This window comes from Hymenobacter mucosus (assembly GCF_900188255.1).
In the GTDB taxonomy this organism is placed as follows: Bacteria; Bacteroidota; Bacteroidia; order Cytophagales; family Hymenobacteraceae; genus Hymenobacter; species Hymenobacter mucosus.
Map to the genome: position 1 here is coordinate 297,514 of NZ_FZNS01000005.1, position 23,110 is coordinate 320,623.

Sequence of the window (23,110 nt, forward strand, 5' to 3'; positions counted from 1 at the left end):
CTACAACCGGGCAACGGCGACCTAGTAGCTGTGGAGGGGGGCGGCGTAACTTACAGCTGCATTTGCTGCCCCCCTTTCCATGAAAATAGCTGCTCTTCTTCTCGTGTCTGCTGGCTTGAGCGTGCCAGCACTGGCCCAAACCATTCATTCACCCGGCAACAAGCTCACCCTGAGCTTCCAACTTAGCCCTAGCGGCGAACCAACCTACCAGCTGCATTTTGGCGCGAAGACGGTTGTCAACACCAGCAAGCTAGGCCTGCTGCTCCAGAACCAGCCGGGTCTTGACCAAGGGTTTCAGGTAGCACGCATCGACTCCACGGTACACGATGCTACCTGGCAGCCAGTATGGGGCGAGGTAAAAAACATCCGCAACCACTACAAAGAACTGGCCGTGACCCTGGCCCAGCCCGCCGCGAATGGGCACCGCATGGTACTTCGGTTCCGGCTGTTCGATGATGGCGTAGGCTTCCGGTACGAGGTGCCCCAGCAGCCAGGGCTCACGTACTTTGTGGTGCAAGACGAAAAGACGGAATTCAACCTGCCGGCCAACCACAAAGCTTTTTGGATTCCCGGCGACTATGACTCCAACGAATACGCCTATACTACCTCCCGCCTGAGTGAGGTGAACACCACGCCTATTAAGGCCATTGAGAAAAAGGCGGCGCCTACGCGCATCCAAACCCCGCTCATGCTCAAGTCCGACGACGGGCTTTACGTGAACATCCACGAAGCGGCACTCGTCAACTACTCGGCCATGATGCTGAACGTGGACACCAAAACCTTCGGCCTCACCAGCCAGTTGGTGCCCGATGCTACAGGTACGGGGGCCAAGGCCTACTTGCAGGCCCCGGAGCACACGCCCTGGCGCACCATTGTGGTAAGCAACAAAGCTCCGGAAGTGCTAGCCTCTAAGCTTATTCTTAACCTGAATGAGCCCAGCAAAGTAACCGATACCGGCTGGATTAAGCCCCAGAAATTTGTGGGCGTGTGGTGGGAGATGCAGGTAAGCAAGGCCTCCTGGAATTACTCCGACACTACCAACATCAAACTGGCCGGTACTGAGTGGAACAAGCTGAAGCCCAACGGCCGCCACGGGGCTACTACCGCCAACGTGAAGCGCTACATCGACTTTGCCGCCGCCCATCATATTCCGGGGGTGCTGGTAGAAGGCTGGAACGTAGGCTGGGAGGACTGGGTAGGGAACTGGAAAGAAGAAGTGTTCGATTTTGTAACGCCCTACCCAGATTTTGACGTGAACGAACTGCAGCGTTATGCAGCCAGCAAGGGTGTCAACATCATCATGCACCACGAAACCAGCGGCTCCGTCACGAACTACGAGCGCCGCCAGGATGCTGCCTACCGCTTCATGAATGAGCACGGCTATACTTCCGTGAAGACTGGCTACGTAGGCCGCATCATTCCACGCGGGGAGCACCACGATGGGCAGTGGATGGTAAACCACTACGTGCGTACGGCGCAGAAAACCGCCGACAGCCACATTATGGTTGATATGCACGAGCCCGTGCGCCCTACGGGTCTGCACCGCACGTATCCTAACTGGTTAGCCTGCGAAGCTGCCCGCGGCAACGAGTTCAATGCCTTCAGTGAAGGCAACCTGCCCGAGCACGAAACCATTCTCCCCTTCACCCGCCTGATGGGCGGGCCTATGGACTACACACCCGGCATTTTTAAGCTGCAGGGCTACGCTGCCTCCGCCCCGCAACGCCAGGTGCACACCACGCTTGCCAAGCAACTAGCCTTGTACGTAACCATGTACAGCCCCCTGCAAATGGCGGCCGACTTGCCCGAGAACTACAACGAACACCTTGATGCCTTCCGCTTTATTGAGGATGTACCGGTGGATTGGGACGACACGCGCATTGTGGCCGCCGAACCCGGCGACTACCTAACCATTGCCCGGCAGGCCAAAGGCAAGAACGAGTGGTATGTGGGGAGCATCACCGACGAAAAGGCCCGTACCCAAACGGTAAAGCTCGATTTCCTGACGCCCGGTACCACCTACGAGGCTACCATTTACGCCGATGGCAAAGGAGCCTCCTGGGATAAGAACCCCACGGCCTACCAAATCCGCAAGCAAAAGGTAAACAGCAAAACCACACTGAAGCTACAGCTAGCAGCCGGTGGTGGCGCCGCCGTGAGCATTAAGCCAGCCGGAAAGTAACCAGCTAAGTACTAATGCACTCCAGGCTAGTTGCAGAAACTGCATCAGCCCGTTTTAAATAAAGAAGTAAAAGTGGGCGCTAAGTAAGGCGCCCATGATATATACCTCATAGCTCCACAGAATGTCTTTCCTTAAACTAGCTATTCAGCATAGCTTGGCCCTTACTATTGCAGCAGTTGGCACGCTAGCTGGCTGTAAAAAAGATAACACGAATACTACCTCCGTTAAGCCCACACAGCCTACGATAGAGCAGTACGGAACTCCATTTGCGGGCGTGCCCAACCGCGAGGATGTAGTATTGTACCAAGTAAACATGCGGGCCTTTAGCCAAGCCGGCAACTTTGCGGGTGTAACAGCGCGCTTAGACTCTATCCGGGCACTAGGGGTGAATGTGATTTACTTGATGCCCATTTACCCAGTAGGCGCGGAAAAGTCGGTGAATTCTCCGTACGCCGTGAAGGACTACTCGGCTGTTAATCCGGAGTTCGGCACCTTAGCTGACTTGCGGACGCTCGTAGATGCGGCCCACGCCCGTGGTTTGAGTGTTATGCTGGATTGGGTTGCCAACCACACCAGCTGGGACAACGCCTGGGTCAAAACGCATCCCGACTGGTATTTGCGGAATGCTGCTGGCGTTATTCAAAACCCACCTAATACCAACTATACCGACGTTGCCCAGCTGAACTTCAATAATTCGGCTATGCGCCTGGCTATGATTGCGGCTATGAAATCGTGGGTATACACGGCCAATATAGATGGCTTCCGGTGCGACTATGCCGATACGCAGCCCTCGGACTTCTGGAAGCAGGCAGTAGATACGCTACGCAACGTGAAGACCCATAAGCTGCTATTGCTGGCGGAAGGCACGCGTGGCAACCACTTTGGGGAGGGATTCGACTATACATTCGGGTTCAACTTCTACGGCGGCTTTTGGGACGTATACCGGCGAGGTGCTGCAGCCACTACCTTCGACGCGCTGAATGCTAGCGAGTATGCGGGCGCTACGGGCACCCAGCAAGTAGTCCGGTACATCACCAACCACGACGTTAATGGCTCCGATGGAACACCCGTAGCGCTGTTTGGTGGCGAAGCCGGAGCAATGTCAGCCTTTGTTATTGCTTCTTGCTACAAAGGAGTGCCCATGATTTATAACGGTCAGGAGGCTGGTATGACTACGGCCATTACCTTTCCCTTTACTACTGTGAAAGTGGCCTGGGGTGCACATCCTGGCGTAACCCGCGCCTATAAGCAGTTGCTGGCCGCTCGTGCAAGCAGTGCTGCTCTGCGGCACGGAACGCCCACCGCGTACAGCACTACCGACGTATGCGCCTTTACCAAAACGGCCGGTAACGAGCAGGTGCTGGTGCTCGTGAACGTGCGTAATCGCACAGCTCAATATTCTGTACCCGCGGCGTTGGCCAACACTACCTGGACTGATGCGTTGCAAGGGGGCGCAGTAGCGGTAGGTACTCAGGTAGCATTGCCAGCGTATGGCTACCGAATACTGAAGAAGTAAGAGCTAGCTACACGAGCCTTCGTTCTACTATACGAAACAACAGCCCCGACCGCAAGGCCGGGGCTGTTGTTTTCTAGCCACGTATAGGCTACTACTGCCCCGGGGAATATGTGCGCTCGGAGTGTTGCTTCACGTCCTCAGGGTAGAAAAACACATCCTTAAAGTTCTCTTCGGCGTACAGCCCCGCCTGATCGGTGAAGTGGGGAGAGGTAGGCTGGTTGTTGTTGCCGCCGGCCAGCACGGAGCGGGCCTTGATGCGCGGGCCAAACTCCACCACCGCAATAAAGCTGTTGCCAACGCTGCCGTAGCGCTTTTTGGTGTCGGGGTAGGTACGGGAGCCAAAGGCAGCCAGAGAACCCCAGGCCGAGGAGGTAAAGGCTACCGGCAGGCTGGGCTTCTGGTCGTCGTAGGTTTCCTGAATATTGCCGGTAAGGCGCTGAAAGCGGTTTACGTCGCCCCAGGGCATCTTCCAGGTGCCGAAGTCGCGGGTGAGTTCCTCCAGGGTTTCCTGGAGGGCAGCAACTTTCTCTTGCGGGGAGGTTTTCGCAATGGCAAACTTGGTCAGGCTAATGTAGTCTAAGGGTTGGTTAGCAGGTACGCGGGTGCGGGCCAAGCGCAGAATTTTCTCGGCCCAGTAGGTAGCCAGCGTTTGCCCAACCGAGGCTTTGCCATAGCGCTTGTCCCAGGCCTGCACAACTTGCATAGCCTCTCCTACCTCACCCGTGGGTGGATTGGAGCTATCTACCACAAACTGGAAGTCCTTAGCCAGGGCTGGAATCAGTTCCTCAAAACCAGCTAAGTAGGGGTCCTTGGCGGCGGCAATGAGCGTGTCGAGGGTGAAAACTGATTTGCTGCTAAGCACGCGCACGGCATTAATACCACGGTAGTTTTCGGCATCGGGGGCCATGTAGGCGGGGTACTTACCGGGGGCGGGGCTACTGGGCCCGGAAACGGTAAAGGGCGTAGAATTGCAGTTTTGAATCCAGCCGCTACTGGGGTTTTTCACTTGCACCAGGTCTGCAACCTTGTGCAGGCCTTGCCACTCGGTTTTGGGGTTGCTGCCATCTACTGGCTGGCTCCAGTCAAACTGCGAGTCGCGTTTGGGCATGAAGTTGCCGTGCCAGTAGGCAATGGTACCTTTACTATCAGCAAACACGGTATTGTTCGAGGCGTTGCCGTTTAGCTTCATCACCTTCTGAAAGCTGGCGTAGTCGGTAGCTTTTGTGCGCAAGTAGGACTGCTCTAAAGCTTCCAGAGGCGTATCCATCATGCGCACCGTCACCCATTTGTTGTCGGCTTGTTGACCAACCACGGGGCCGTGGTGAGTGCGATACGTAGTAAATTGCTTCCGCTGAATTTTGCCGTCCTGGAGGTAGGGAATAGAAACGGTAGCCGTTTGCATGGGCCGCAGCTTGGTGCCGTAGCGGTAGTAATACTTACCATTCTTCTGCTCAACGGTCTCCAAGTACTCGTCCATGGAGTCGGCATAGCTAGAAGTGTGCATCCAGCCGCAGTGTTGGTTGAACCCTTGGTACACGAAAAACTGACCCCACGTCACGGCGCCGTAAGCATTCAAGCCAGCCTCGCTGGTTACTTGCACCTCAGGGCGGAAGTAGAAAGACGTGTGCGGGTTGATGAGCAGCAGGGCATGGCCGCTGACGCTTTTGGCGGGCGCTACCGCAAACCCATTAGAGCCCACGGGTTCCCGTTCAAACTTCTCGAAGTCGGGCCTGACCCAGGAAGTGGATTTGCGGCTGCCGTAGAAATCCTTTAGACGCTCCAGGGGCACCACGCTGATGTTGCCGCCAATGCTGCCCTCGCTAAATAGCAGGGGCATCCAGGGCTGAAAGCGCCGCAGCAGCTTGGGCTGTACGGTGGGGTGGGTGTAGAGGTAGTAATTGGTGCCATCGGCAAAGGCCATGAGCAACTGCTTCATCCAAGCGGGGCTCTTGCGATATAAACTGATGGCTTGGGTACTATCCATAAACAGGCGGGCCCGCAAATCGTGATAAATAGCCGACTCACCTTCTACCTCCGCCAGCCGCCCAATGGCATCGAGGTAGTTCATTTCAACGCGGGCAAAGTCGTCTTCGCACTGGGCGTAAAGCAGTCCAAACACGGCGTCAGCGTCTGTCTTGCCCTGCACGTGCGGTACGCCCCAAGTGTCGCGCGTGATGGTTACGTGCTTGGCTTGTTGCTGCCAGCGGGCAATTTCGGCGGGCGTAAAGGCCTGCGCTTGCACGCCAGTTGCCGCCAGGATGAAACCAAGGGTAAGGAAAAAACGCATAGGGGAGCAGGGAGCAGAGTGAAAGAACCGCGCCTAAAATAGCCAGCTCTACTCACATACACCGCCCCCGGCCGGCTAGCTGCACCCATTTCTGCCAAAAGCAAAAGCCCCGGCCGGAGGGCCAGGGCTTGGTAAGCTAGTTATGCAAACTACCTGCTCGGCGTGCCAGCAGCTAGGGGCAGGCTTACGCCGAAAACGAGGAGCCGCAGCCGCAGGTGCTTTTCGCCTGGGGGTTGTTGAACACGAAACCACGGGCGTTCAGGCCATCCTGGAAGTCAACTTCCATGCCCAGCACGTACATGGCATGTTTCTTATCCATGATGAGCAGCACGCCATCTAGGTCGAATGTTTCATCCTGTTCTTTGGCTTTGTCAAAACCGAGGAGGTAGCTCATGCCGGAGCAGCCGCCCCCCTGAACACCCACGCGCAGGCCGTATTCGGCGGGCACGTTTTTCTCGATCAGTATATTCCGAACCTCTTCCAGTGCGCGTGGCGTGAGGCTAATGGGAGCAAGTTTCGTGGAGACGGCCGTTGCCATAGTGTGTTCGTCTTTAGAGAAGTAAGGCGGCAAATATACGAAGCCTACGGTAGTCACCTCACATTCCTGGTCAGGACGTAGGCACTACACGAAACACAAGCTTCGTTTGGGGGTATAACAACGGACACGGCCCTGCGGTTCACGCTATATTTGCGTAAGCGCAGCGGCGCGGCTGGCAAGCTTGTGGCTTCGCAGCGCTTCTTTCTCTCACCGGTGGCATGCACTTCTCACAAGTGACATGCTGTTTTCTGCTTGGCCTACTCAGCCCCATGGATTCGACAGCGTATTTTTTCGAACTGCTCAAAATTATCTTGCCCGCTCTTATTGTAGCGGGAGCCATTTATTTTCTGTTTCAGCAGTTTCTGGAGCGCGAGCAGCAGCGTCGCCTCATTGAGATGCGGTTGGAAGCAAGCAAAACGACGTTGCCCCTGCGCTTGCAGGCGTTGGAGCGCATTACTTTACTGCTAGAGCGCATCACGCCCAACAACCTGCTAGTGCGCGTAAGTAGCGCAGGTATGTCGGCTGCTGAGTACCATCGGCTTCTGCTTCAAGAAATTCGGGCCGAAGTAGAGCATAATTTAAGCCAGCAGCTGTATATGCAGCCTGAAACCTGGGCTGCCGTGAAGCAGGCTCAGGAAAGCGTAGTCAACCTGATTAGCACCCAGTTTCGGACCCTGCCAAATGCCGCTGAGGCGCGCGGCCCAGAACTCGCCCGCCGCATTCTGGAAAGCCTTATGACCGACCAGCCCGACCCTACGGCGGGCGCATTGCTGGCCGTGAAGCGCGAGGCCGTAGCCATGTTCTAACTCACTTTTAATTTCTTGTACCCCTTAGTCGTCCTGCAAGTGCTGCCCGCAGCGCTGCAGGATGTTCTTTTCTAGCCCAGGTAGCCCATGACGAAAAAACGCATTGCCGTAGATATGGACGAGGTCATTGCCGACTCCATTTCCCGATTTCAGGAGTGGTATGGCATCGACTTCCAACTGACGCTTTCGCTTGAGGAGCTGCGGGGTAAAAATTTTCATGAGGTAGTAGCGCCCGAACACCAAGAAGCGTTGCGTGGCTACCCCAACCGGCCGGGCTTTTTTAAGGACTTGCCCGTAATTGCGGACAGCCAACGCATTCTGAGCGAAATAAACCAGCGCTACGAGTTGTTCATTGCCACCGCCGCCATGGAGTTTTCTAACTCCTTTCTCGACAAGTACAACTGGCTGCAGCAGCACTTTGATTTTATCCCGTGGCGCAACTACGTGTTCTGTGGCGACAAGAGCATTCTGAACGCCGACTACCTTATCGACGATAACGCGTTCAACTTTGAGCGTTTCCGGGGTGAGGGTATCCTGTTCGACGCCCCTCACAACGTTAATGAAACGCGCTACCGCCGGGTCAACAGTTGGCAGGAGGTAGGAGAAATTTTTCTGTAAACTACCACGGCTCAACCCGCAACGAGCCCGGCAACCGCAGTTGCCGGGCTCGTTGCGGGTTGAGCCGTTTTGTCAGCTTCCTAGGCCGTAACTAGGGTAGCATCAATAGCGCGCTGGTAGCAGGCTTCGTATAAGGGCACAATCTTTTCCACTGCAAAGGTTTCTGCGTGGGCGCGGGCAGACTCCTTGAAGCGGGGCAGGTTTTCATCGTCGAGAACGAACAGAGAGTTTTTTACCATGTCTTCTACGTCGCCGATGTTGCTTACCATGCCGGTAGTGCCGTGCTCATTCAGCTCGGGAATACCGCCGGCGTTGGTACTAATAACGGGTACTTCGCACGCCATAGCTTCGAGGGCCGCCAACCCAAAGCTTTCCTTTTCCGAAGGCATCAGGAACAGGTCGGCAATGCTGAGCACTTCCTCCACGGCTTCCAGCTTACCCAGGAAGCGCACGTCGTTGCTGAGCAGGCCCAGGTCGCGGCAGATTTTCTCAATGCGCGGGCGGTCAGGACCATCACCCACCAGCAGGAGCTTGGCCGGAATCTGCTTGCGTACCCCGTCAAAAATGTGGACCACATCTTCCACGCGCTTCACCGAGCGGAAGTTGGACGTGTGCACTAGAAGCTTTTCGCCCTCTGGGGCAATGGCCGCTTTAAAGTGACCCTTATTCTGCTTCTGAAAACGGGCCAAGTTGATGAAGTTCGGGATTACCTCAATGTCCTTTTCAATAGCGAAGTACTCGTAGGTTTCCCGCCGCAGGTCTGCCGATACCGACGTGACGCCGTCGGACTGGTTGATGCTGAATGTAACCACGGGTTCGTAGCTAGCATCCTTGCCCACCAGCGTGATGTCGGTGCCGTGCAGGGTGGTGATGACTGGTACGCGAATGCCCTTGGTGATGAGTATTTGCTTAGCCATGTAGGCCGCCGATGCGTGCGGAATGGCGTAGTGCACGTGCAGCACGTCGAGGTTTTCATTCTGCACAATGTCCACCATCTTGCTGGCCAGCGCCAACTCGTAGGGCGGGAACTGGAACAGGGGGTACGGCGGGATGTATACCTCGTGGTAAAACAGGTTCTCGTTGAAAAAGTCGAGACGTACGGGCTGGCTGTAGGTAATGAAGTGTACGCGGTGTCCGCGCTGGGCCAGGGCCTTACCAAGTTCAGTAGCTACGACGCCGGAGCCGCCAAAGGTGGGGTAACAAACAATGCCAATATTCATGGGTGGTAGCGTGAACTGGGTGCTGAGCTGAGAGGCACGCACAAGCAAAGAGGAGGAAGGGAAGAACAGAAACTAAGCGCCGCGGCAATAGGCAACTGACACCAAAGGTGCCCAACCGTTGCGGTTACTGGGCGAAGCGCGACATTAAATTCTGGTTACGCTGACGCTAGTGGCGGGTAGAATCATAAAAAACCGGCGGCAAGTCATCCCATTTGGATGCCTTGCCGCCGGTGCGGTCTAGTGAAGTACGGAAGTTTGACAACACATCATGTTTTCTGCAACGACTTGTAAATCACGTCGTGAATGCGGGTACGGATGTTATACTGACGTAGCTTGTTGTTGCCAGCGTCGGGGTACACGCGGTTAGAAAGAAAGATGTAGAGGATTTTGTTTTCGGGGTCCATCCACACGCAGGTTCCCGTGAAGCCCGTGTGGCCAAAAGTGCTGGCTGGCGACAGATTGCTCGTGGGTCCTTCGGGCTTCGAGGGGTCGCCCCGGTCCCAGCCCAAGCCGCGACGGTTACCAGCTTCTTTGTTGGTAGCAAACTCCGTTACAATCGGCGACTGGAAAAAGCGCTGCCCTCCATAGCGGCCGTTCTGCAAATTCATCTGCATCAGGATAGCTAGGTCGTTGGCGTTGGAGAACAGTCCGGCGTGGCCGCCTACTCCGCCAATCATGGCTGCCGTCTGATCGTGTACTGTGCCCTGCAATTGGGTGCGGCGGAAGTACGTGTCATTCTCCGTAGGGGCAATGCACGACTTGGGAAATTTCGTCAGCGGGTTATACGTCATCGTACCAAGTCCCAAGGGCTGGTAGAAGGTCTTTTGCAGGAAGTCCTCAATGGGCTGCTTCAGTACCTTTTCAGCCACGCGCTTCAGAATGATAAAGCTGAGGTCGGAATACTCCACGGGGTACTTGCCCTTTACCTTAGGCAGTAGCGTAGAGCGCTGCACCCACAGCCAGACAGAGTCTTCCGACGTGCTTAGGCTGTACAAGTCGGGTGTTACTTCTTTCGAGAATTGGGGCGACTCAGTACTGGCGTAGAAGGTAGGCTTGGGCCCCGTCTTGGTAATGGTCTTTTCCCAGGTAGCGATGCCAGGCTTGAGGCCCGCTTGGTGCATAAGTACCTCGCGCACCGTCATGTCTTTCTTGTTGGTGCCCTTCAGCTCCGGCAAGTAGGCCGCTACCTTGTCATCCAGGTTGAGCTTGCCCTGATCTTTGAGGTACATAATAGCCTGCAGCGTCCCCGCTACCTTGGTCACCGAGGCCAAGTCGTAAAGCGTGCTGCTGTTGACGGGCTGCGATTTATCATAGGTGCAGTAGCCGTAGCTTTTGTCAAACACCACCATCCCATCTTTAGCTACCAGCACTTGGCAGCCTGGTGCAGCAGCATACGCTACCGACTCCAGCGCGATATTGTCAATCTGAGCTAGGGTACGAGAGTCGAGGCCGGCTTCTTCCGGGGTGCCATAGCGTAGGCGCCGCAAATCAGGCGTAGGCAGGCCCGTACCGGCTTTTAATGTTTCGGATATGGTGACGGGTAGGCGCCCCTTCGCCGACAATGCCCCGAACAGGATTTGCGGCATCACTAGCTGGGACGCGTAGTTGTCCTCATAACCGCACACAAGGGTACGGGCTGTTTCGAGGTGCTTCAGCGAGTAGGCGTTGCCAAAAGCCACAACCACCGTTTTGATGTTCTTATTTGCTTGAAGCTCCTTCAGGAACTTCAGCGCGCCCTCCCCAATGCCGTAGCTATGGGTGGGCGTATTGTTCATGTTATGCAAGCTCACCACTACCACGTTGTAGGGCGTGAGGCGGCTGCTAATCCGGGCGAATGTGGAATCGACGGCGTAGCGGTTGGGTACGGCGTACACAGGGCCGCTTTGGTACTTACCCATAATCTCCCGGTAGGTAGGCGCATCAGAGCCGATAGTCACGGCGGCTATGCGCAACGTGTCCAAGCGGTTGAAGGGGAGGAGGCCGTCTTCGTTCTTGACGACGGTAGTCGCGTGCTCGTATATCTGCTGCTGTACCGTCCGGCTCAGGGGGCGGTTCAGGTTGGTCATCAGATTGGGCACATCAATGGACTGGTAATGATTCAGGCCCGCCCAATACTTGGCCCGCAGAATTTTACGCACCCGCTGGTCTACGTCAGCCTGATCTACTTTGCCGGCCGCGATGCTCTCTTTAATCTTTTGCAGAGCCACGGGCACATCTTCCGAAAACAGAAGCACGTCGTTGCCGGCGGCCAGGGCTAAGGCATCCAACTCGCCGGGCTTGTAGAGGTCCGACACGCTTTTCATGTTCAGTGCGTCAGTAAACACCAGGCCTCGGTAGTTCATCTTTTCCTTCAGTAGGCCCGTCACTAAGTTCTTCGAAATAGTGGCCGAAAGAGTGCGGACAGTATCGAACAACGGCATGTAGAGGTGACCCACCATCACGCCCATTACGCCCTGCTCAAACGACTTCTGGAATGGATACAGGTCTACGTTTGTGAGGCGGGCCAGATCGGAGTTGATAACCGGTAGGGCCACGTGGGAGTCAACATCCGTGTCGCCGTGACCAGGGAAGTGCTTGACCACGGCCACAATACCGTGGTCCTGTAAGCCGCGGATGTAGGCAATGCCGCGCTTGGCTACTTGCTCCTTATTCTCCCCAAACGAGCGGTTGCCAATAACTGGATTATCTGGGTTGGAGTTGACGTCGATGACGGGCGAAAAGCTCACGTGCACGCCCATAGTCTTCATCTTCAGGGCAATTTCGCGGCCCATCTGATAAACGTACTGATCATCGTCCATGGCCCCTAGCGTCATTTGCTTAGCAAAGTGCATGCTGGAATCAAGGCGCATATCCAAGCCCCACTCAGCATCCATGGCTACTAGCAGGGGTACTTTGGCTGCGGCCTGGTAGCGGTTGGTCAGCAGGGCCTGGCGGCGCGGGCCACCCTGCAAAAACATTAGGCCACCGATATTGTAGTTCTTAATCAAAAACTCGGTGTACTGGGCGTGCTTGCGGTCCTTGTTGGAGTAGGCCGCTACCATAAACAGCTGACCCAGACGCTGATCGGGCGTCAGGGAGTTAAACACGCTGTCTACCCAATTCTGCTCGGCTACTGACATTGGCCGCTCCCCTTCTTCCCGCGGTGAGGAAGACGAAATAAGCAGACCCGTAATGGCCAGTACTAACAAAAATATTCCAATCCGAAAGTCTTTGAGCATCGGCTCCGGTGGTTCGTGCTGAGGGGTAATGAAAGATGGAAGGCGAGTTGAAAAGCCCTACTTTTGCCCCTCCAAAAAGGGTGCCGGGCCGCGACGTCGGTGGGGCGTCGGACCACAGTTGCGGACCGTTTAGCTCCTACCTTCTACACTTCCCAACGCAGGAGCCGAAGATTCCGTCTCATGCAGCGCCCACAAAAGTTGGCCGCAAACTTACGGATTATTTCCCGACGCCGGTTGTTATCAGGCGGATAGCTGCTCATAACAGCCGTGCGGCTTCCCGCATTTTTTCTTCGATTTTAGCTTCTGTATGGCGGATATCATTCAACTGCTTCCTGAATATTTAGCTAACCAAATTGCTGCCGGTGAGGTAGTGCAACGCCCCGCTTCTGCCGTAAAAGAACTGCTAGAAAATGCCGTAGATGCTGGCGCCACCCAAGTGCAGCTCATTGTAAAAGATGCCGGCAAACAGCTTGTGCAAGTGGTAGACAATGGAGCCGGTATGAGCCCCACTGATGCGCGCATGAGCCTGGAGCGTCATGCTACCAGTAAAATCCGCACCACCGACGACCTGTTTCGCATTCGTACTCTGGGCTTTCGTGGGGAGGCCCTGGCCAGTATTGCGGCCGTAGCTCAGCTAGAGTTGCGCACTAAGCAGCGCGACCAGGATACTGGCTCACTGCTGCTGGTAGAAGGTTCTCAAATCAGTAGCCAGCAGCCCGTAGCTTGCCCCGATGGTACGAGCATTGCCGTGAAGAACTTGTTCTTTAATGTGCCCGCTCGCCGCAATTTCCTCAAAAGCAACGCGGTGGAGATGCGCCACATTCTGGATGAGTTTCAGCACGTGGCATTAGCTAACCCAAATATTAGCTTCTCGCTGTTTCAGAACGATTTAGAGGTGTTCAACCTGCCGGCGGGCAAGCTGAGCCAGCGCATTGTGAGCTTGTTGGGCAATGGCTACAAGGAGCAGCTTGCGCAGGTGGAGGAGGTAACGCCCTTCATTGCCGTGCGTGGGTTTATTGGCAAGCCGGAGTCGGCCAAGAAAAGCAGGGGCGACCAGTTCTTCTTTGTCAACAATCGGTTCATTCGCTCAGCCTACCTCAACCATGCCGTGCTGGCTGCTTACGAGGGGCTCCTCCCCAAAGACACCCATCCGTTCTACGTGTTGTTCTTGGAGCTTGACCCCAAGACCATCGACATCAATGTGCATCCCACCAAAACCGAAATCAAGTTCGAGGACGAGAAGACGGTATACGCCATTGTGCGGGCAGCTGTGAAGCAGAGCCTGGGCCTGCACAACATGGCGCCCTCCTTAGACTTTGATGGCAACGTGAACTTCGCACCCATTCAACCTTTGCGTCTGTCGGGGGCGGAGAAAAATCCTTTTGCTCAGGACTTCCAGCCGGATGCCCTAGCCTCAGCCGCCTCGCGAGCTGCCAGCACGCCGGCCCCGCGCGAAAAAGGCGACAAGAGCGTGCGGCCCGAAGCATTCGAGCGCCAACTGCCCCCACGACCTACGGAGCAAGCTAAGCGCGACCTGGAGGACTTTTACAAGAGCCTCAGCCAGCTGAGCGTGCCCGATGTGGAGCACGAAGCTACTGCGGTAGGGGTACCCGTGCCCTCCGCGGCGGCCCTGGTAGCCGCACAGCCCACAGACGACGAAGCAGGGCGGCCTGCCAAGCCAATAGCGTCAGAAGTACCCGCGCCTGCTCCCACGCCAGCACCTCCCGCTTTTGCGAGCAACGCAGCCCCAGCGGCAGTGGCAACCTCGCCGGAATTACCTTTGCGGGAATCCTCCACGGGGCCCGGTAACAAAGTATTACAACTGCACCAGCAGTACTTACTTGTGCCCGTGAAATCGGGGGTAATGCTGATTGACCAAGTGGCAGCGCGGGAACGGATTTTGTTTGAGCAGTACGCCCAGAGCCTAGAGCGCGAAAATAGCGCTTCGCAAACTCTGCTGTTTCCGCGTACCGTCACGTTCACGCCCCAAGACTTTGCCATTCTGCGTGAAGTAGAAGAAGCCCTGAAAGCTTTGGGCTTCCGCTTCTCCGATTTTGGCAAGTATACTATTGCGGTGGAAGGCATTCCAACCGACGTGCCCGCCCGCGACGAGAAGGAGCTGCTAGAAGGGCTTATCGAGCAGTTTCGCAACCATGCTGGCCCCGTAAAGCTGGACCGGCGTGAGCAGATGGCTCGGGTGTTGGCCCGGCGCGTGGCAACCAGTGCTGCGGGCGCCCGCTTGTCGGAACTAGAGATGACGGCGCTGGTGGACAAGCTCTTTGCCTGCTCCGTACCCAACTACACGCCCGATGGCCGCCGAACCTTGGTGCTGCTTGAATTAAGCCAAGTGCAGGACTTTTTCCGTAGGCCTTAGCGCGCTCACGCTCTACTTGCTCTAGCGGCAGCAGAGGCGCGTACGTCTCGTCCACCTTTTATCAGCCAAACTGGTACGTAATGTTTCAGCTTACCCCCACGGTCCGAAATCTGCTAATTGCCAACGTGCTGGTATTTTTTATCAGCCTGCAGCTGCCCAATCACCTGGGGTTTCTGGCGTTGTACCCATTCGCCTCACCTCTGTTTCAGGTGTGGCAGCCGCTTACCTACATGTTTATGCATGGAGGAATTGGGCACTTGTTCTCCAACATGCTGGGCCTGATTGTGTTCGGGCCGCTGCTAGAGCAGCGCTGGGGCGGCCAGCGCTTTCTCACCTACTGGCTGATCTGCGGGCTAGGGGCGGGCCTGTTGTATAATGGGTTACGTACCTATGAGTTAAACCGCATGTACCACGACATCGAGGTGTTTCGCCAGGACCCTACCGATATTCATTTGCTGGATTTTGTGGAGCATAACACACCCGAAGCGGAAGATTCCTACGCACCCATCATGCGGCAGCTCCATAAAACTCCCGACGATGCCAGCCTGATTTCAGGAGTTCTTACTAGCATGGAAACGGTATACGCCCGGGGAATGGTAGTACCTATGGTAGGCGCCTCCGGGGCATTGTTTGGAATCTTGCTGGCCTTTGCCTTTTTCTTTCCCAATACTACGCTGTTTATGTTCCCGCTGCCTTTCCCCATTAAGGCGAAGTACATGGTGGTGCTCTATGGATTATATGAGTTCTACACGGGCGTGGAGCGGACGCCGGGTGACAACGTGGCACACTTTGCTCACCTGGGGGGAATGCTGGTAGGCTTCATCGTGTTGATGTTTTGGCAGCGTAACCGGGCCCGCCTATACTAGCCCGGTAGGGAGTTGGCAGGACCGAGGTAGATTGCATGAAAATTGCAGTACTTCCCGCCACAGCCACGTCTCCTTTCTTCGTTGGCTGCTTCTAATTCCTGTTCTTCATGAGTATCGCAAACGATATCCGCACTGCTTTCAGCCGCCGCGACAATGCTCTCAATCAGCTGCTGCTGATAAACGTGCTGGTGTTTGTAGTGTTGGTGCTAGTAAAAGCCGTCATGACGCTCTCGAGCGTGGGGCCCTATTACGACAACGTAATTCGGCAGTTTCAGCTGCCATCGGCACTGCCTAGCTTGCTGCGCCACCCCTGGACGGTGCTCACCTATGCTTTCACCCACGAAAGCTTTTTTCACATCCTCTTCAACCTACTCAACCTGTACTGGTTTGGTGCCCTCATTCGGGAGTATCTCGGCGACCGGCGCCTCGTAAGCTTATACGTGCTGGGCGCCCTAGCCGGTGCACTGCTGTTCATAGTAGGCTTCAACCTAATACCGGTGCTACGGCTGCACCTAGGTGCCACGCTGATTGGGGCCTCGGCATCAGTAACGGCTATTATTATGGCGGCCGCTACCCTGCTACCCGACTACACGTTCAGCTTGTTTCTCTTTGGACCAGTCCGTATCAAGTACATTGCTGCCGTTGTTATTCTGTTGTCCATCATGGCTATCAATGAGGGCAACCCCGGCGGGGGCTTAGCTCACATTGGCGGGGCAATTCTCGGTTTTGCATTTATCAAGCAGCTCCAAGCGGGCCGCGACCTTGGCCGTCCGGTACAAGCCGTCGGCGACTGGTTTGTGCGCTTGGCTACGGGCCGTCCTAACCTCCGGGTTACGCACCGGAATGCTACCCCAGCCGAAGCTGCTGCCTCGGCCAAGAAGGGTTCTTTCCCCAAGCCCGAGCAGGATGAGATTGATGTGATTCTGGATAAGATTTCCCGCTCCGGCTACGAGAGTTTATCTAAAGACGAAAAGCAAAAGCTATTCCGGGCCAGCCAGAAGTAGGAGTTTGTTAGTAAGACCAAAGGCCCGCCGAAGAACTTCGGCGGGTCTTTGGTCTTACTAGCTAGTGGTAGCCTAAGCGCTAGCCTTGCTCATGTTATCGAGGGCATCCATTACTTCTTTCACGTGGCCGCGGGAGGTTTCCAGGAGGGCTTTTTCCTCGTCGTTGAGTTGTAACTCTAGTACTTTCTCAATGCCATTCTTGCCCAGAATAACCGGAGCGCCTAAATACACGCCGTCGATGCCGTACTCGCCTTCTAGCTTGATGCATACGGGGAACACGCGGCGTTGGTCACGCACAATGGCTTCAACCATCTGAGCCGCCGCCGCACCGGGGGCATACCACGCGGAGGTGCCCATCAGCTTTACCAGCTCGCCACCGCCCACGGCCGTGCGCTGCACAATGGCATCTAGTTCTTCTTTGCCAATTAGCTCCGTTACGGGGATACCTCCTACCGTGGTGTAGCGGGGAAGGGGTACCATCGTGTCGCCGTGCCCACCCATGAGTACGGCCTGAATATCCTTGGGGCTCACGTTGAGAGCTTCCGCCAAGAAAGCCCGGTAGCGGGCCGTATCTAGAATGCCTGCCATGCCAAACACCTTCTCGCGGGGCAAGCCGGAGGTGAGGTGAGCTTGGTAAGTCATCACGTCCAACGGGTTGCTTACGATGATGATGATGGCATTGGGCGAGTACTTTACCACCTGCTCCGTTACCGACTTTACGATGCCTGCATTGGTCGAAATCAGGTCGTCGCGGGTCATACCGGGCTTACGAGGTAGGCCAGAGGTAATTACCACCACATCTGAATTGGCGGTGCGGCTGTAGTCGCCCGTGACACCCACGGTGCGAGAGTCGTACCCAATGATGGGGGCCTTCTGCCAGATGTCGAGGGCCTTGCCTTCGGCAAAGCCTTCCTTGATATCCACCAACACGATTTCGTTGGCAATTTCGCGGGTGGCCAGTACATCGGCGCAGGTAGCGCCCACATTGCCAGCTCCAACTACGGTAACTTTCATTGGGTGAGGAATTAGGGTGAGGTAAGGAATGGTTCGGGTAAAAGTAACCGAAAACGCGTGGCTCGGTAGCCCTTTACCCGGAAAGTTCTTCACCACTTCCTAATCTTATTCAACCCCTGCTATTGTGGCCTTCAAACAGGATGAGCCGTAGTCATAACGCGGCTTGAAAGCGGCGCGCGGCCCGGAAACAACCTACATCCGTTTCACTACCAGCACCCGCTCCGTTTCCTCGGTCACCTTAAACCGGTCATCGGGGCGGAAGCCAATAACCCAGGCAATCTTGCCGTCGCCTGATACGAGTACCTGCACGTTGTCTTTGAGGTTAAGGGGTACTTTTTGGTCGATGAGAAAATCGGAGAGCTTTTTCTTGCCCTTCATCCCAATGGGCATAAACCAGTCGCCCTCCTGCCAGGCTCGTACCGTGAGTGGAAACTTCAGGGCATCGGCGTCTAGGGCGGCCACGGCCTTTCCTTTCGGAATGTCAAAGCCTTCTGCTACCTCGTGCAGCTCCGTGCGCAAGTGTAAGCCATCAATCTTAAGTACTTCCTGCCCCGCCGCAAGTTGGTGGGTGCCAAATTTTGAGAGGTTCTTAGGCGTGATTACCAACTGCTCCCGGTCCTTCACCAACCGGTGCGTCGGCGACTCAAACCGGCGCCCCGGCTCGGCCCCAAAGCTGTGCACAATGTCTTTCACTACCACGTAGGAAAACCCGAAAGGACGGAGCAGCTCATGCAGTACCAGCGTGGTAGCCGCCGTTTTTTGCAGGGTGCGAATATCGAGGTAGGTGGCCTCGGGGTCGTCGCGGCGTGCCTGGGTGGCGGTTTCTTCCACGTACCGGCGCACAATTTCCTCGGCCCCACCCACGCGCTCCGCCGTGATGTGAAGCGTCTGGTCGAGGCTGGGGTTAATCTCGCGCAATACGGGCAGCACTTCTATGCGCAGAAGATTACGCTGGTATACGGGGCTGTCATTGGAGGCATCTTCCCGCCAAATCAGGCGGTTTTCTACCAAGTAGTCGTACAAGTCTTCGCGGCCCACGGCTAGTAGGGGGCGCACGAGGTAGCCATTCTTGGGCCGAATGCCGTGCAGGCCGGCTAGGCCAGTACCATGGGTGAGGTTGAGCAGCATAGTTTCGGCAGCATCGCGCTGGTGATGCGCTGTCACGATATAGTCGAAGCCTTGGGTGCTGCGCACTTCTTCAAACCATTGGTAGCGTAGGGCGCGGGCCGCCATTTGGGTAGAAATGCCTTCCTGCTCAGCAAACTTCTTGGTTTGGAAGAACTCAGCGAAGTAGGGCACATCGTACTGCTTCGCCAGCTTGCGCACAAACTGCTCATCGGCATCGGCTTCCTCGCCACGCAAGCCAAAGTGACAATGAGCAATGGCGAACTGTGCGCCCAGCTTGCGCAGCACGTGAGCCAGCACCACCGAGTCGAGGCCGCCGCTAACGGCTACCAGCAGCTTGTCCGTAGGAGTGAAGAGGGTATGTTCCTGAATGTAAGATTGAATGCGGTCGAGCATGGGGAGAGGGTGTTCTACAGAACAGATGAAGGCAAACAAAAGGGGCGCTCTTTACCTCAGAAGAGGGAATAGCTGCGTTCTAATTTCTAGCTTTAATGCCGGGTTTTTCTGTTCTCAGAATGCTTGGCATGTACTATCCTGCAAAGATGGCCGTTAGCGACGGGCCTTCTGTACCTTTGTGCGTAAATGTCGTTCCCGAAGTCTCTATTCCTCCTGCTTCTTGCGCTGCTGCCTCTGCTCGCCGCCGCCCAACAACGCCCTGCCTCGCGCGCCGAAGCTCAAGCTACCCCCCTCCAGAAAGGTGAAAAGATTCAACTGCTGGAAGGCACGCAACGCCTGGTAGGGGGTACCTTCAACGGGGTACAAATCCGCAAGCTCATTGGCAACGTGGGGTTCCGCCAAGGAACCACGCTCCTGTACTGCGACTCGGCCTACCAGTACGTAGACCGCAATGCGTTGGAAGCTTTCAGCAACGTGCGCATTATCCAGAATGACACCATCACCATTACCGGCGACCGGGGTTTCTACGATGGTGATACCCGCACGGCCCGCATGACTGGCAACGTGACCATGCGCGACCCGCGCATGACTCTAACAACCCAACTGCTCGACTACGACCTAAACCGTAACCTAGCCTATTATAGTACGGGCGGCCACTTGCAAGACCCCGAAAATACGCTGGATAGCCAGTTCGGCTACTACAATACCGTGTCTAAAGTGTTCAGCTTCAAGCGCAATGTGAAGCTAGTTACCACCGAAAACAAGATTGACACAGATACTCTGCAATACAATACCATTACCAAAATCGCCTACTTCTTTGGGCCTACCCGTATTGTTGGCAAGCAGGGCAACCTCTACGCCGAGAACGGCAATTACAACACACTGACTAAAGTATCGAACTTCGCTCGCAACGCCCGCATCGAAACCCCAAACTACTTGCTCGGCGGCGACAAATTGTATTACAACGAAGCCCAGCAGTACGGGGTGGCTACCGGCAACGTGTCGATGACGGCCAAGAAGGACAACATTGTGATTCGCGGCGACGTGGGCAAGTATTGGCGCGTTCAGGGCCGGGCTAAGGTGTATGGTACGCCCGTAATGCGCAACATCAACGACAAAGACACGCTGTACCTAGCCGCCGATACGCTCGTGAGCTTGGAAGGACGGCCGCCGAAGAATGTGGCTGGCGTTATCTACGCCTACCGCAAGGTTCGCATCTTCCGGCCCGACTTGCAGGGGCGCTGCGACTCCTTGACTTACGACCGCCAGGACTCCATCATCTACCTCAGCCACGACCCGGTTCTCTGGAACAACAAAAATCAGCTTACTGCTGATAGCATGGAGATTCAGCAGCGCCGGGGAAAAATTGACCAAATGCGCCTATTTGGGCACGCCTTCATCATCGGTCAGGACACGCTACTGAACTACAACCAGGTGAAGGGCCGCAATATGGTGGCCTGGTTTAAAGAAAATAAAATAAAAAAAGTAGACGTGCTTGGCAACGCCGAGAGCCTCTACTACGCTCTTGAGGGAGATACGGCTGTTTCCGGTATGAATAAAGCGGTATCGGCCAATATGGTATTGCGCTTCGGCGAAAGCACCCTGCAAACCATCACTTTCCTCACCAACCCCGATGCCAGCTTTATTCCGCCCAAGGAGCTTAAGCCTGAAGACCAGCGCTTGGCCAACTTCAATTGGCGCCCCAAGGAACGCCCCACGCGGCGACAAACGTTAGGAACGCGCTTTGCACCGCCGCGCAAGAAGAAAGCCACCCCCAAATCCAAATCCACTACCCGCTCGGCAAAAGGGGGTACCAAACGCCCCGCCGCTAAGCGAGCGGCCCCCGCTACAAAGAAATGACAGGCATTTCGCCGCCCCAACTTGCCCGTTTTTGATTCGGCTCTGTAATCGTTACCTTTGCGCCCTTATGCACTTCTTTCGTCCTACATTTTTCGTCCTGTTATTGAGCGCGTTGCTACTTGGCTCGTGCAGCGGCTATCAGAAGCTGCTCAAGAGTAGCGACGTCAATAAGAAGTACGAAGCCGCTACTCAGTATTATGAGAAGGGGGATTACTTCAAGGCTGGTAGCTTACTAGAAGAACTGCTGCCCTTGCTCAAAGGCCGCCCGGAAGCAGAGAAAGCGCAGTTTTACTTCGCCAATACCAACTTCCAGCAGCGTAACTACACGCTGAGCGCGTACTACTTCCAGCAGTTCTACGACACGTACCCGAATTCTACCTTGGCTGAGGAAGCCATGTTCCTGCACGCTAAGTCGCTGTTTCGTGACTCTCCGGAGTTTCAACTCGACCAAACCAATACGCTTTCGGCCCTGGAAGGCATTCAGGAATTCCTGAACCGCTACCCCGAAAGCAAATTCCGCTCGGAAACCGAAGGAATGTCGCAGGAGCTACAAAAGAAGCTAGAGAATAAAGCTTTCCGTAGCGCCCGGTTGTATTACGATCTGCGCTACTACCAGTCCGCCGTGACGGCATTTACGAACTTCCAGCAGCAATATCCTTCCTCGGCTTACAACGAGCAGGCTGCCTTTCTTAAGCTAAACGCGCAGTACGACTTGGCGAAGGAAAGTGTAGAGCAGAAGCAGCGGGAGCGTTACTTAGAAGCTATTGCCTTCTACCAGAATTTCATTGACACGTACCCGCAGAGCAAGAACCTCAAAGACGCCGAGCGTATGTACGACTTTGCCCGCGACGAAGTAGCTAAACTAAAGCCTACCGAGCCAACAGCAGCTAAGTAAGGCAAACAAGACCTAGGATGTGCCTAGAGCACGATGAGCTACCGTCAGTAGCGGAAAGTGCCCTACTCCCTAGCTCGTTTGCATATATCTTTCATTTGCACCTCAACACACACTACATAAGATGAAGACTCCAAATAGCGTCCCTGCTTCTATCGTGACCCGCAACATGTCGGACTTCGCGGCTGCAACTGGCAACGTGTACGAGAGCATTGCCATCATCTCGAAGCGCGCCAACCAAATTTCCGTGAAGCTGAAAGAGGAGCTGAATGGTAAGCTGGCAGAATTTGCTACTACCGTCGACAATCTGGAGGAGGTATTCGAAAACCGTGAGCAGATCGAAATCAGCAAGCACTACGAGCGTCTGCCCAAGCCGACCAACCTCGCGGTAGAAGAGTTCTTGGAAGGCAAAGTACACTTCCGCACTCCGGCTGAGGAAGAAGTAACCGAAGCGCGCAAGCCCGAGTAAACTGCACAGTACTCCCTAAAAACGGATTACATAGATACCGCTCCGAACGGGTCTGTGTAATCCGTTTCGTTTGTGGGGGGAGCTTGTTGCTGAACTGTAGCCGTCCTGACCACCTTACTTCTGTATATTTCGATGAGTACACCGGCATCTTCCTTGCTCGGCCGAAAGATTCTGCTGGGCGTGTGCGGTAGTATTGCCGCCTACAAAGCGGCGCTAGTGGTGCGGCTGCTTGTGAAAGTCGGGGCGGAGGTACAAGTAGTACTTACTCCCTCAGCGCTAGCCTTCGTGACGCCGCTCACGCTAAGCACGCTTTCGAAAAAGCCGGTGCTGCAAGGCTTTCTGAAAGATGAAGTGGCAGGCGAGTGGCACAACCATGTGCATTTGGGCCTGTGGGCGGATGCGCTGGTAGTGGCTCCTGCTTCGGCCAACACACTGGGCCACCTCGCCAATGGCCTCTGCGACACCCTGCTGGATGCCGTATACCTGTCGGCGCGCTGCCCGGTATTTGTGGCGCCAGCTATGGATCTGGATATGTATCAGCACCCAGCTACGCAGGCTAACCTTAGACACCTGCGCCAATATGGTACTACTGTGTGGGATTCGCCAGCGGGAGAACTAGCCAGTGGCCTCAGCGGACCCGGTCGCATGCTAGAGCCAGAGGCCATTGTGGCATCCCTAGAAGACTTTTTTCAAGAGAAAAAGGAGCAGCAATAATCTACCTTTCC

Annotated in this window: 17 protein-coding genes; 11 read left to right on the top strand and 6 right to left on the bottom strand. The window is 55.5% G+C overall.

Annotated features, from left to right (window positions below; translation table 11 throughout):
• Nucleotides 1-79 precede the first annotated feature (79 nt).
• Both CHB83_RS13955 and CHB83_RS13960 read left to right on the top strand, forming a co-directional pair.
• Nucleotides 80-2,182 carry a glycoside hydrolase family 97 protein gene (locus tag CHB83_RS13955; protein ID WP_089333070.1) on the top strand — a complete coding sequence of 701 codons (2,103 nt, stop codon included), beginning with the start codon at nt 80-82 and terminating at the stop codon, nt 2,180-2,182.
• 121 nt (nt 2,183-2,303) lie between these two features.
• On the top strand, nt 2,304-3,698 hold the full coding sequence (locus tag CHB83_RS13960; protein WP_089333071.1) for an alpha-amylase family glycosyl hydrolase: 1,395 nt from the start codon (nt 2,304-2,306) through the stop codon (nt 3,696-3,698).
• A gap of 91 nt (nt 3,699-3,789) precedes the next feature.
• On the opposite strand, the gene CHB83_RS13965 is transcribed toward CHB83_RS13960, so the two are convergent.
• Complete coding sequence (locus CHB83_RS13965) at nt 3,790-5,985, bottom strand: penicillin acylase family protein (protein WP_089333072.1); 2,196 nt, start codon at nt 5,983-5,985, stop codon at nt 3,790-3,792.
• Nucleotides 5,986-6,169: 184 nt separating this feature from the next.
• On the bottom strand, nt 6,170-6,523 hold the full coding sequence (locus tag CHB83_RS13970; protein ID WP_045687449.1) for a HesB/IscA family protein: 354 nt from the start codon (nt 6,521-6,523) through the stop codon (nt 6,170-6,172).
• 269 nt (nt 6,524-6,792) lie between these two features.
• Between CHB83_RS13970 and CHB83_RS13975 the strand changes: the two genes are divergently transcribed.
• A complete protein-coding gene (locus CHB83_RS13975) occupies nt 6,793-7,329 on the top strand; it encodes a DUF7935 family protein (protein WP_045687445.1) in 537 nt (178 codons plus the stop codon).
• Nucleotides 7,330-7,416: 87 nt separating this feature from the next.
• Nucleotides 7,417-7,947, top strand: coding sequence for a 5' nucleotidase, NT5C type (locus tag CHB83_RS13980; protein WP_089333073.1), 531 nt, complete (start codon nt 7,417-7,419; stop codon nt 7,945-7,947).
• A gap of 80 nt (nt 7,948-8,027) precedes the next feature.
• Here CHB83_RS13980 and bshA read toward each other — a convergent pair whose 3' ends face one another.
• Together bshA and CHB83_RS13990 are read right to left on the bottom strand one after the other, a co-directional pair.
• Nucleotides 8,028-9,167 carry an N-acetyl-alpha-D-glucosaminyl L-malate synthase BshA gene (gene bshA / locus CHB83_RS13985; RefSeq protein ID WP_045687653.1) on the bottom strand — a complete coding sequence of 380 codons (1,140 nt, stop codon included), beginning with the start codon at nt 9,165-9,167 and terminating at the stop codon, nt 8,028-8,030.
• 266 nt (nt 9,168-9,433) lie between these two features.
• The gene (locus tag CHB83_RS13990) at nt 9,434-12,385 is read right to left on the bottom strand and encodes a glycoside hydrolase family 3 N-terminal domain-containing protein (protein WP_089333074.1); all 2,952 of its coding nucleotides are present in this window, start codon (nt 12,383-12,385) and stop codon (nt 9,434-9,436) included.
• Between the two features lie 307 nt (nt 12,386-12,692).
• On the opposite strand from CHB83_RS13990, the gene mutL reads away from it, so the two are divergent.
• The 3 genes from mutL (at nt 12,693) to CHB83_RS14005 (ending at nt 16,629) form a co-directional block, all read left to right on the top strand.
• A complete protein-coding gene (gene mutL, locus CHB83_RS13995; RefSeq protein WP_089333075.1) occupies nt 12,693-14,759 on the top strand; it encodes a DNA mismatch repair endonuclease MutL in 2,067 nt (688 codons plus the stop codon).
• A gap of 80 nt (nt 14,760-14,839) precedes the next feature.
• Entirely contained in the window at nt 14,840-15,625 is a 786-nt protein-coding gene (locus CHB83_RS14000) for a rhomboid family intramembrane serine protease (RefSeq protein ID WP_089333076.1), read from the top strand.
• A 107-nt stretch (nt 15,626-15,732) separates the two neighbouring features.
• Entirely contained in the window at nt 15,733-16,629 is an 897-nt protein-coding gene (locus tag CHB83_RS14005; protein ID WP_045687619.1) for a rhomboid family intramembrane serine protease, read from the top strand.
• A gap of 72 nt (nt 16,630-16,701) precedes the next feature.
• Here the strand turns inward: CHB83_RS14005 and mdh are convergent, their stop codons facing one another.
• Both mdh and tilS read right to left on the bottom strand, forming a co-directional pair.
• The gene (gene mdh / locus CHB83_RS14010; protein WP_089333077.1) at nt 16,702-17,643 is read right to left on the bottom strand and encodes a malate dehydrogenase; all 942 of its coding nucleotides are present in this window, start codon (nt 17,641-17,643) and stop codon (nt 16,702-16,704) included.
• Nucleotides 17,644-17,835: 192 nt separating this feature from the next.
• Nucleotides 17,836-19,164 (bottom strand): tRNA lysidine(34) synthetase TilS, encoded by a 1,329-nt coding sequence (gene tilS, locus CHB83_RS14015; RefSeq protein ID WP_089333078.1) that lies wholly within the window; start codon nt 19,162-19,164, stop codon nt 17,836-17,838.
• Between the two features lie 186 nt (nt 19,165-19,350).
• On the opposite strand from tilS, the gene CHB83_RS14020 reads away from it, so the two are divergent.
• From CHB83_RS14020 to CHB83_RS24300, 4 genes are all read left to right on the top strand, one after another.
• Nucleotides 19,351-21,024: an OstA-like protein gene (locus CHB83_RS14020; RefSeq protein WP_089333079.1), complete on the top strand. Its 1,674-nt coding sequence runs from the start codon at nt 19,351-19,353 to the stop codon at nt 21,022-21,024.
• Nucleotides 21,025-21,091: 67 nt separating this feature from the next.
• Nucleotides 21,092-21,919, top strand: coding sequence for an outer membrane protein assembly factor BamD (locus tag CHB83_RS14025; protein ID WP_045687622.1), 828 nt, complete (start codon nt 21,092-21,094; stop codon nt 21,917-21,919).
• Nucleotides 21,920-22,040: 121 nt separating this feature from the next.
• Nucleotides 22,041-22,385, top strand: coding sequence for a DNA-directed RNA polymerase subunit omega (locus CHB83_RS14030; protein WP_045687623.1), 345 nt, complete (start codon nt 22,041-22,043; stop codon nt 22,383-22,385).
• Nucleotides 22,386-22,517: 132 nt separating this feature from the next.
• Entirely contained in the window at nt 22,518-23,099 is a 582-nt protein-coding gene (locus CHB83_RS24300; RefSeq protein ID WP_089333080.1) for a flavoprotein, read from the top strand.
• Nucleotides 23,100-23,110 lie beyond the last annotated feature (11 nt).

Bases quoted from the DNA above. Each gene is read 5' to 3' on its own strand.
- mdh (WP_089333077.1), bottom strand. From the start codon at position 17,643: ATGAAAGTTACCGTAGTTGGAGCTGGCAATGTGGGCGCTACCTGCGCC.
- CHB83_RS13970 (WP_045687449.1), bottom strand. From the start codon at position 6,523: ATGGCAACGGCCGTCTCCACGAAACTTGCTCCCATTAGCCTCACGCCA.
- CHB83_RS24300 (WP_089333080.1), top strand. From the start codon at position 22,518: ATGAGTACACCGGCATCTTCCTTGCTCGGCCGAAAGATTCTGCTGGGC.
- mutL (WP_089333075.1), top strand. From the start codon at position 12,693: ATGGCGGATATCATTCAACTGCTTCCTGAATATTTAGCTAACCAAATT.
- CHB83_RS13980 (WP_089333073.1), top strand. From the start codon at position 7,417: ATGACGAAAAAACGCATTGCCGTAGATATGGACGAGGTCATTGCCGAC.
- tilS (WP_089333078.1), bottom strand. From the start codon at position 19,164: ATGCTCGACCGCATTCAATCTTACATTCAGGAACATACCCTCTTCACT.
- CHB83_RS14000 (WP_089333076.1), top strand. From the start codon at position 14,840: ATGTTTCAGCTTACCCCCACGGTCCGAAATCTGCTAATTGCCAACGTG.
- CHB83_RS13990 (WP_089333074.1), bottom strand. From the start codon at position 12,385: ATGCTCAAAGACTTTCGGATTGGAATATTTTTGTTAGTACTGGCCATT.
- CHB83_RS13975 (WP_045687445.1), top strand. From the start codon at position 6,793: ATGGATTCGACAGCGTATTTTTTCGAACTGCTCAAAATTATCTTGCCC.
- CHB83_RS14020 (WP_089333079.1), top strand. From the start codon at position 19,351: ATGTCGTTCCCGAAGTCTCTATTCCTCCTGCTTCTTGCGCTGCTGCCT.
- CHB83_RS14005 (WP_045687619.1), top strand. From the start codon at position 15,733: ATGAGTATCGCAAACGATATCCGCACTGCTTTCAGCCGCCGCGACAAT.
- CHB83_RS14030 (WP_045687623.1), top strand. From the start codon at position 22,041: ATGAAGACTCCAAATAGCGTCCCTGCTTCTATCGTGACCCGCAACATG.
- CHB83_RS13955 (WP_089333070.1), top strand. From the start codon at position 80: ATGAAAATAGCTGCTCTTCTTCTCGTGTCTGCTGGCTTGAGCGTGCCA.
- bshA (WP_045687653.1), bottom strand. From the start codon at position 9,167: ATGAATATTGGCATTGTTTGTTACCCCACCTTTGGCGGCTCCGGCGTC.
- CHB83_RS14025 (WP_045687622.1), top strand. From the start codon at position 21,092: ATGCACTTCTTTCGTCCTACATTTTTCGTCCTGTTATTGAGCGCGTTG.
- CHB83_RS13965 (WP_089333072.1), bottom strand. From the start codon at position 5,985: ATGCGTTTTTTCCTTACCCTTGGTTTCATCCTGGCGGCAACTGGCGTG.
- CHB83_RS13960 (WP_089333071.1), top strand. From the start codon at position 2,304: ATGTCTTTCCTTAAACTAGCTATTCAGCATAGCTTGGCCCTTACTATT.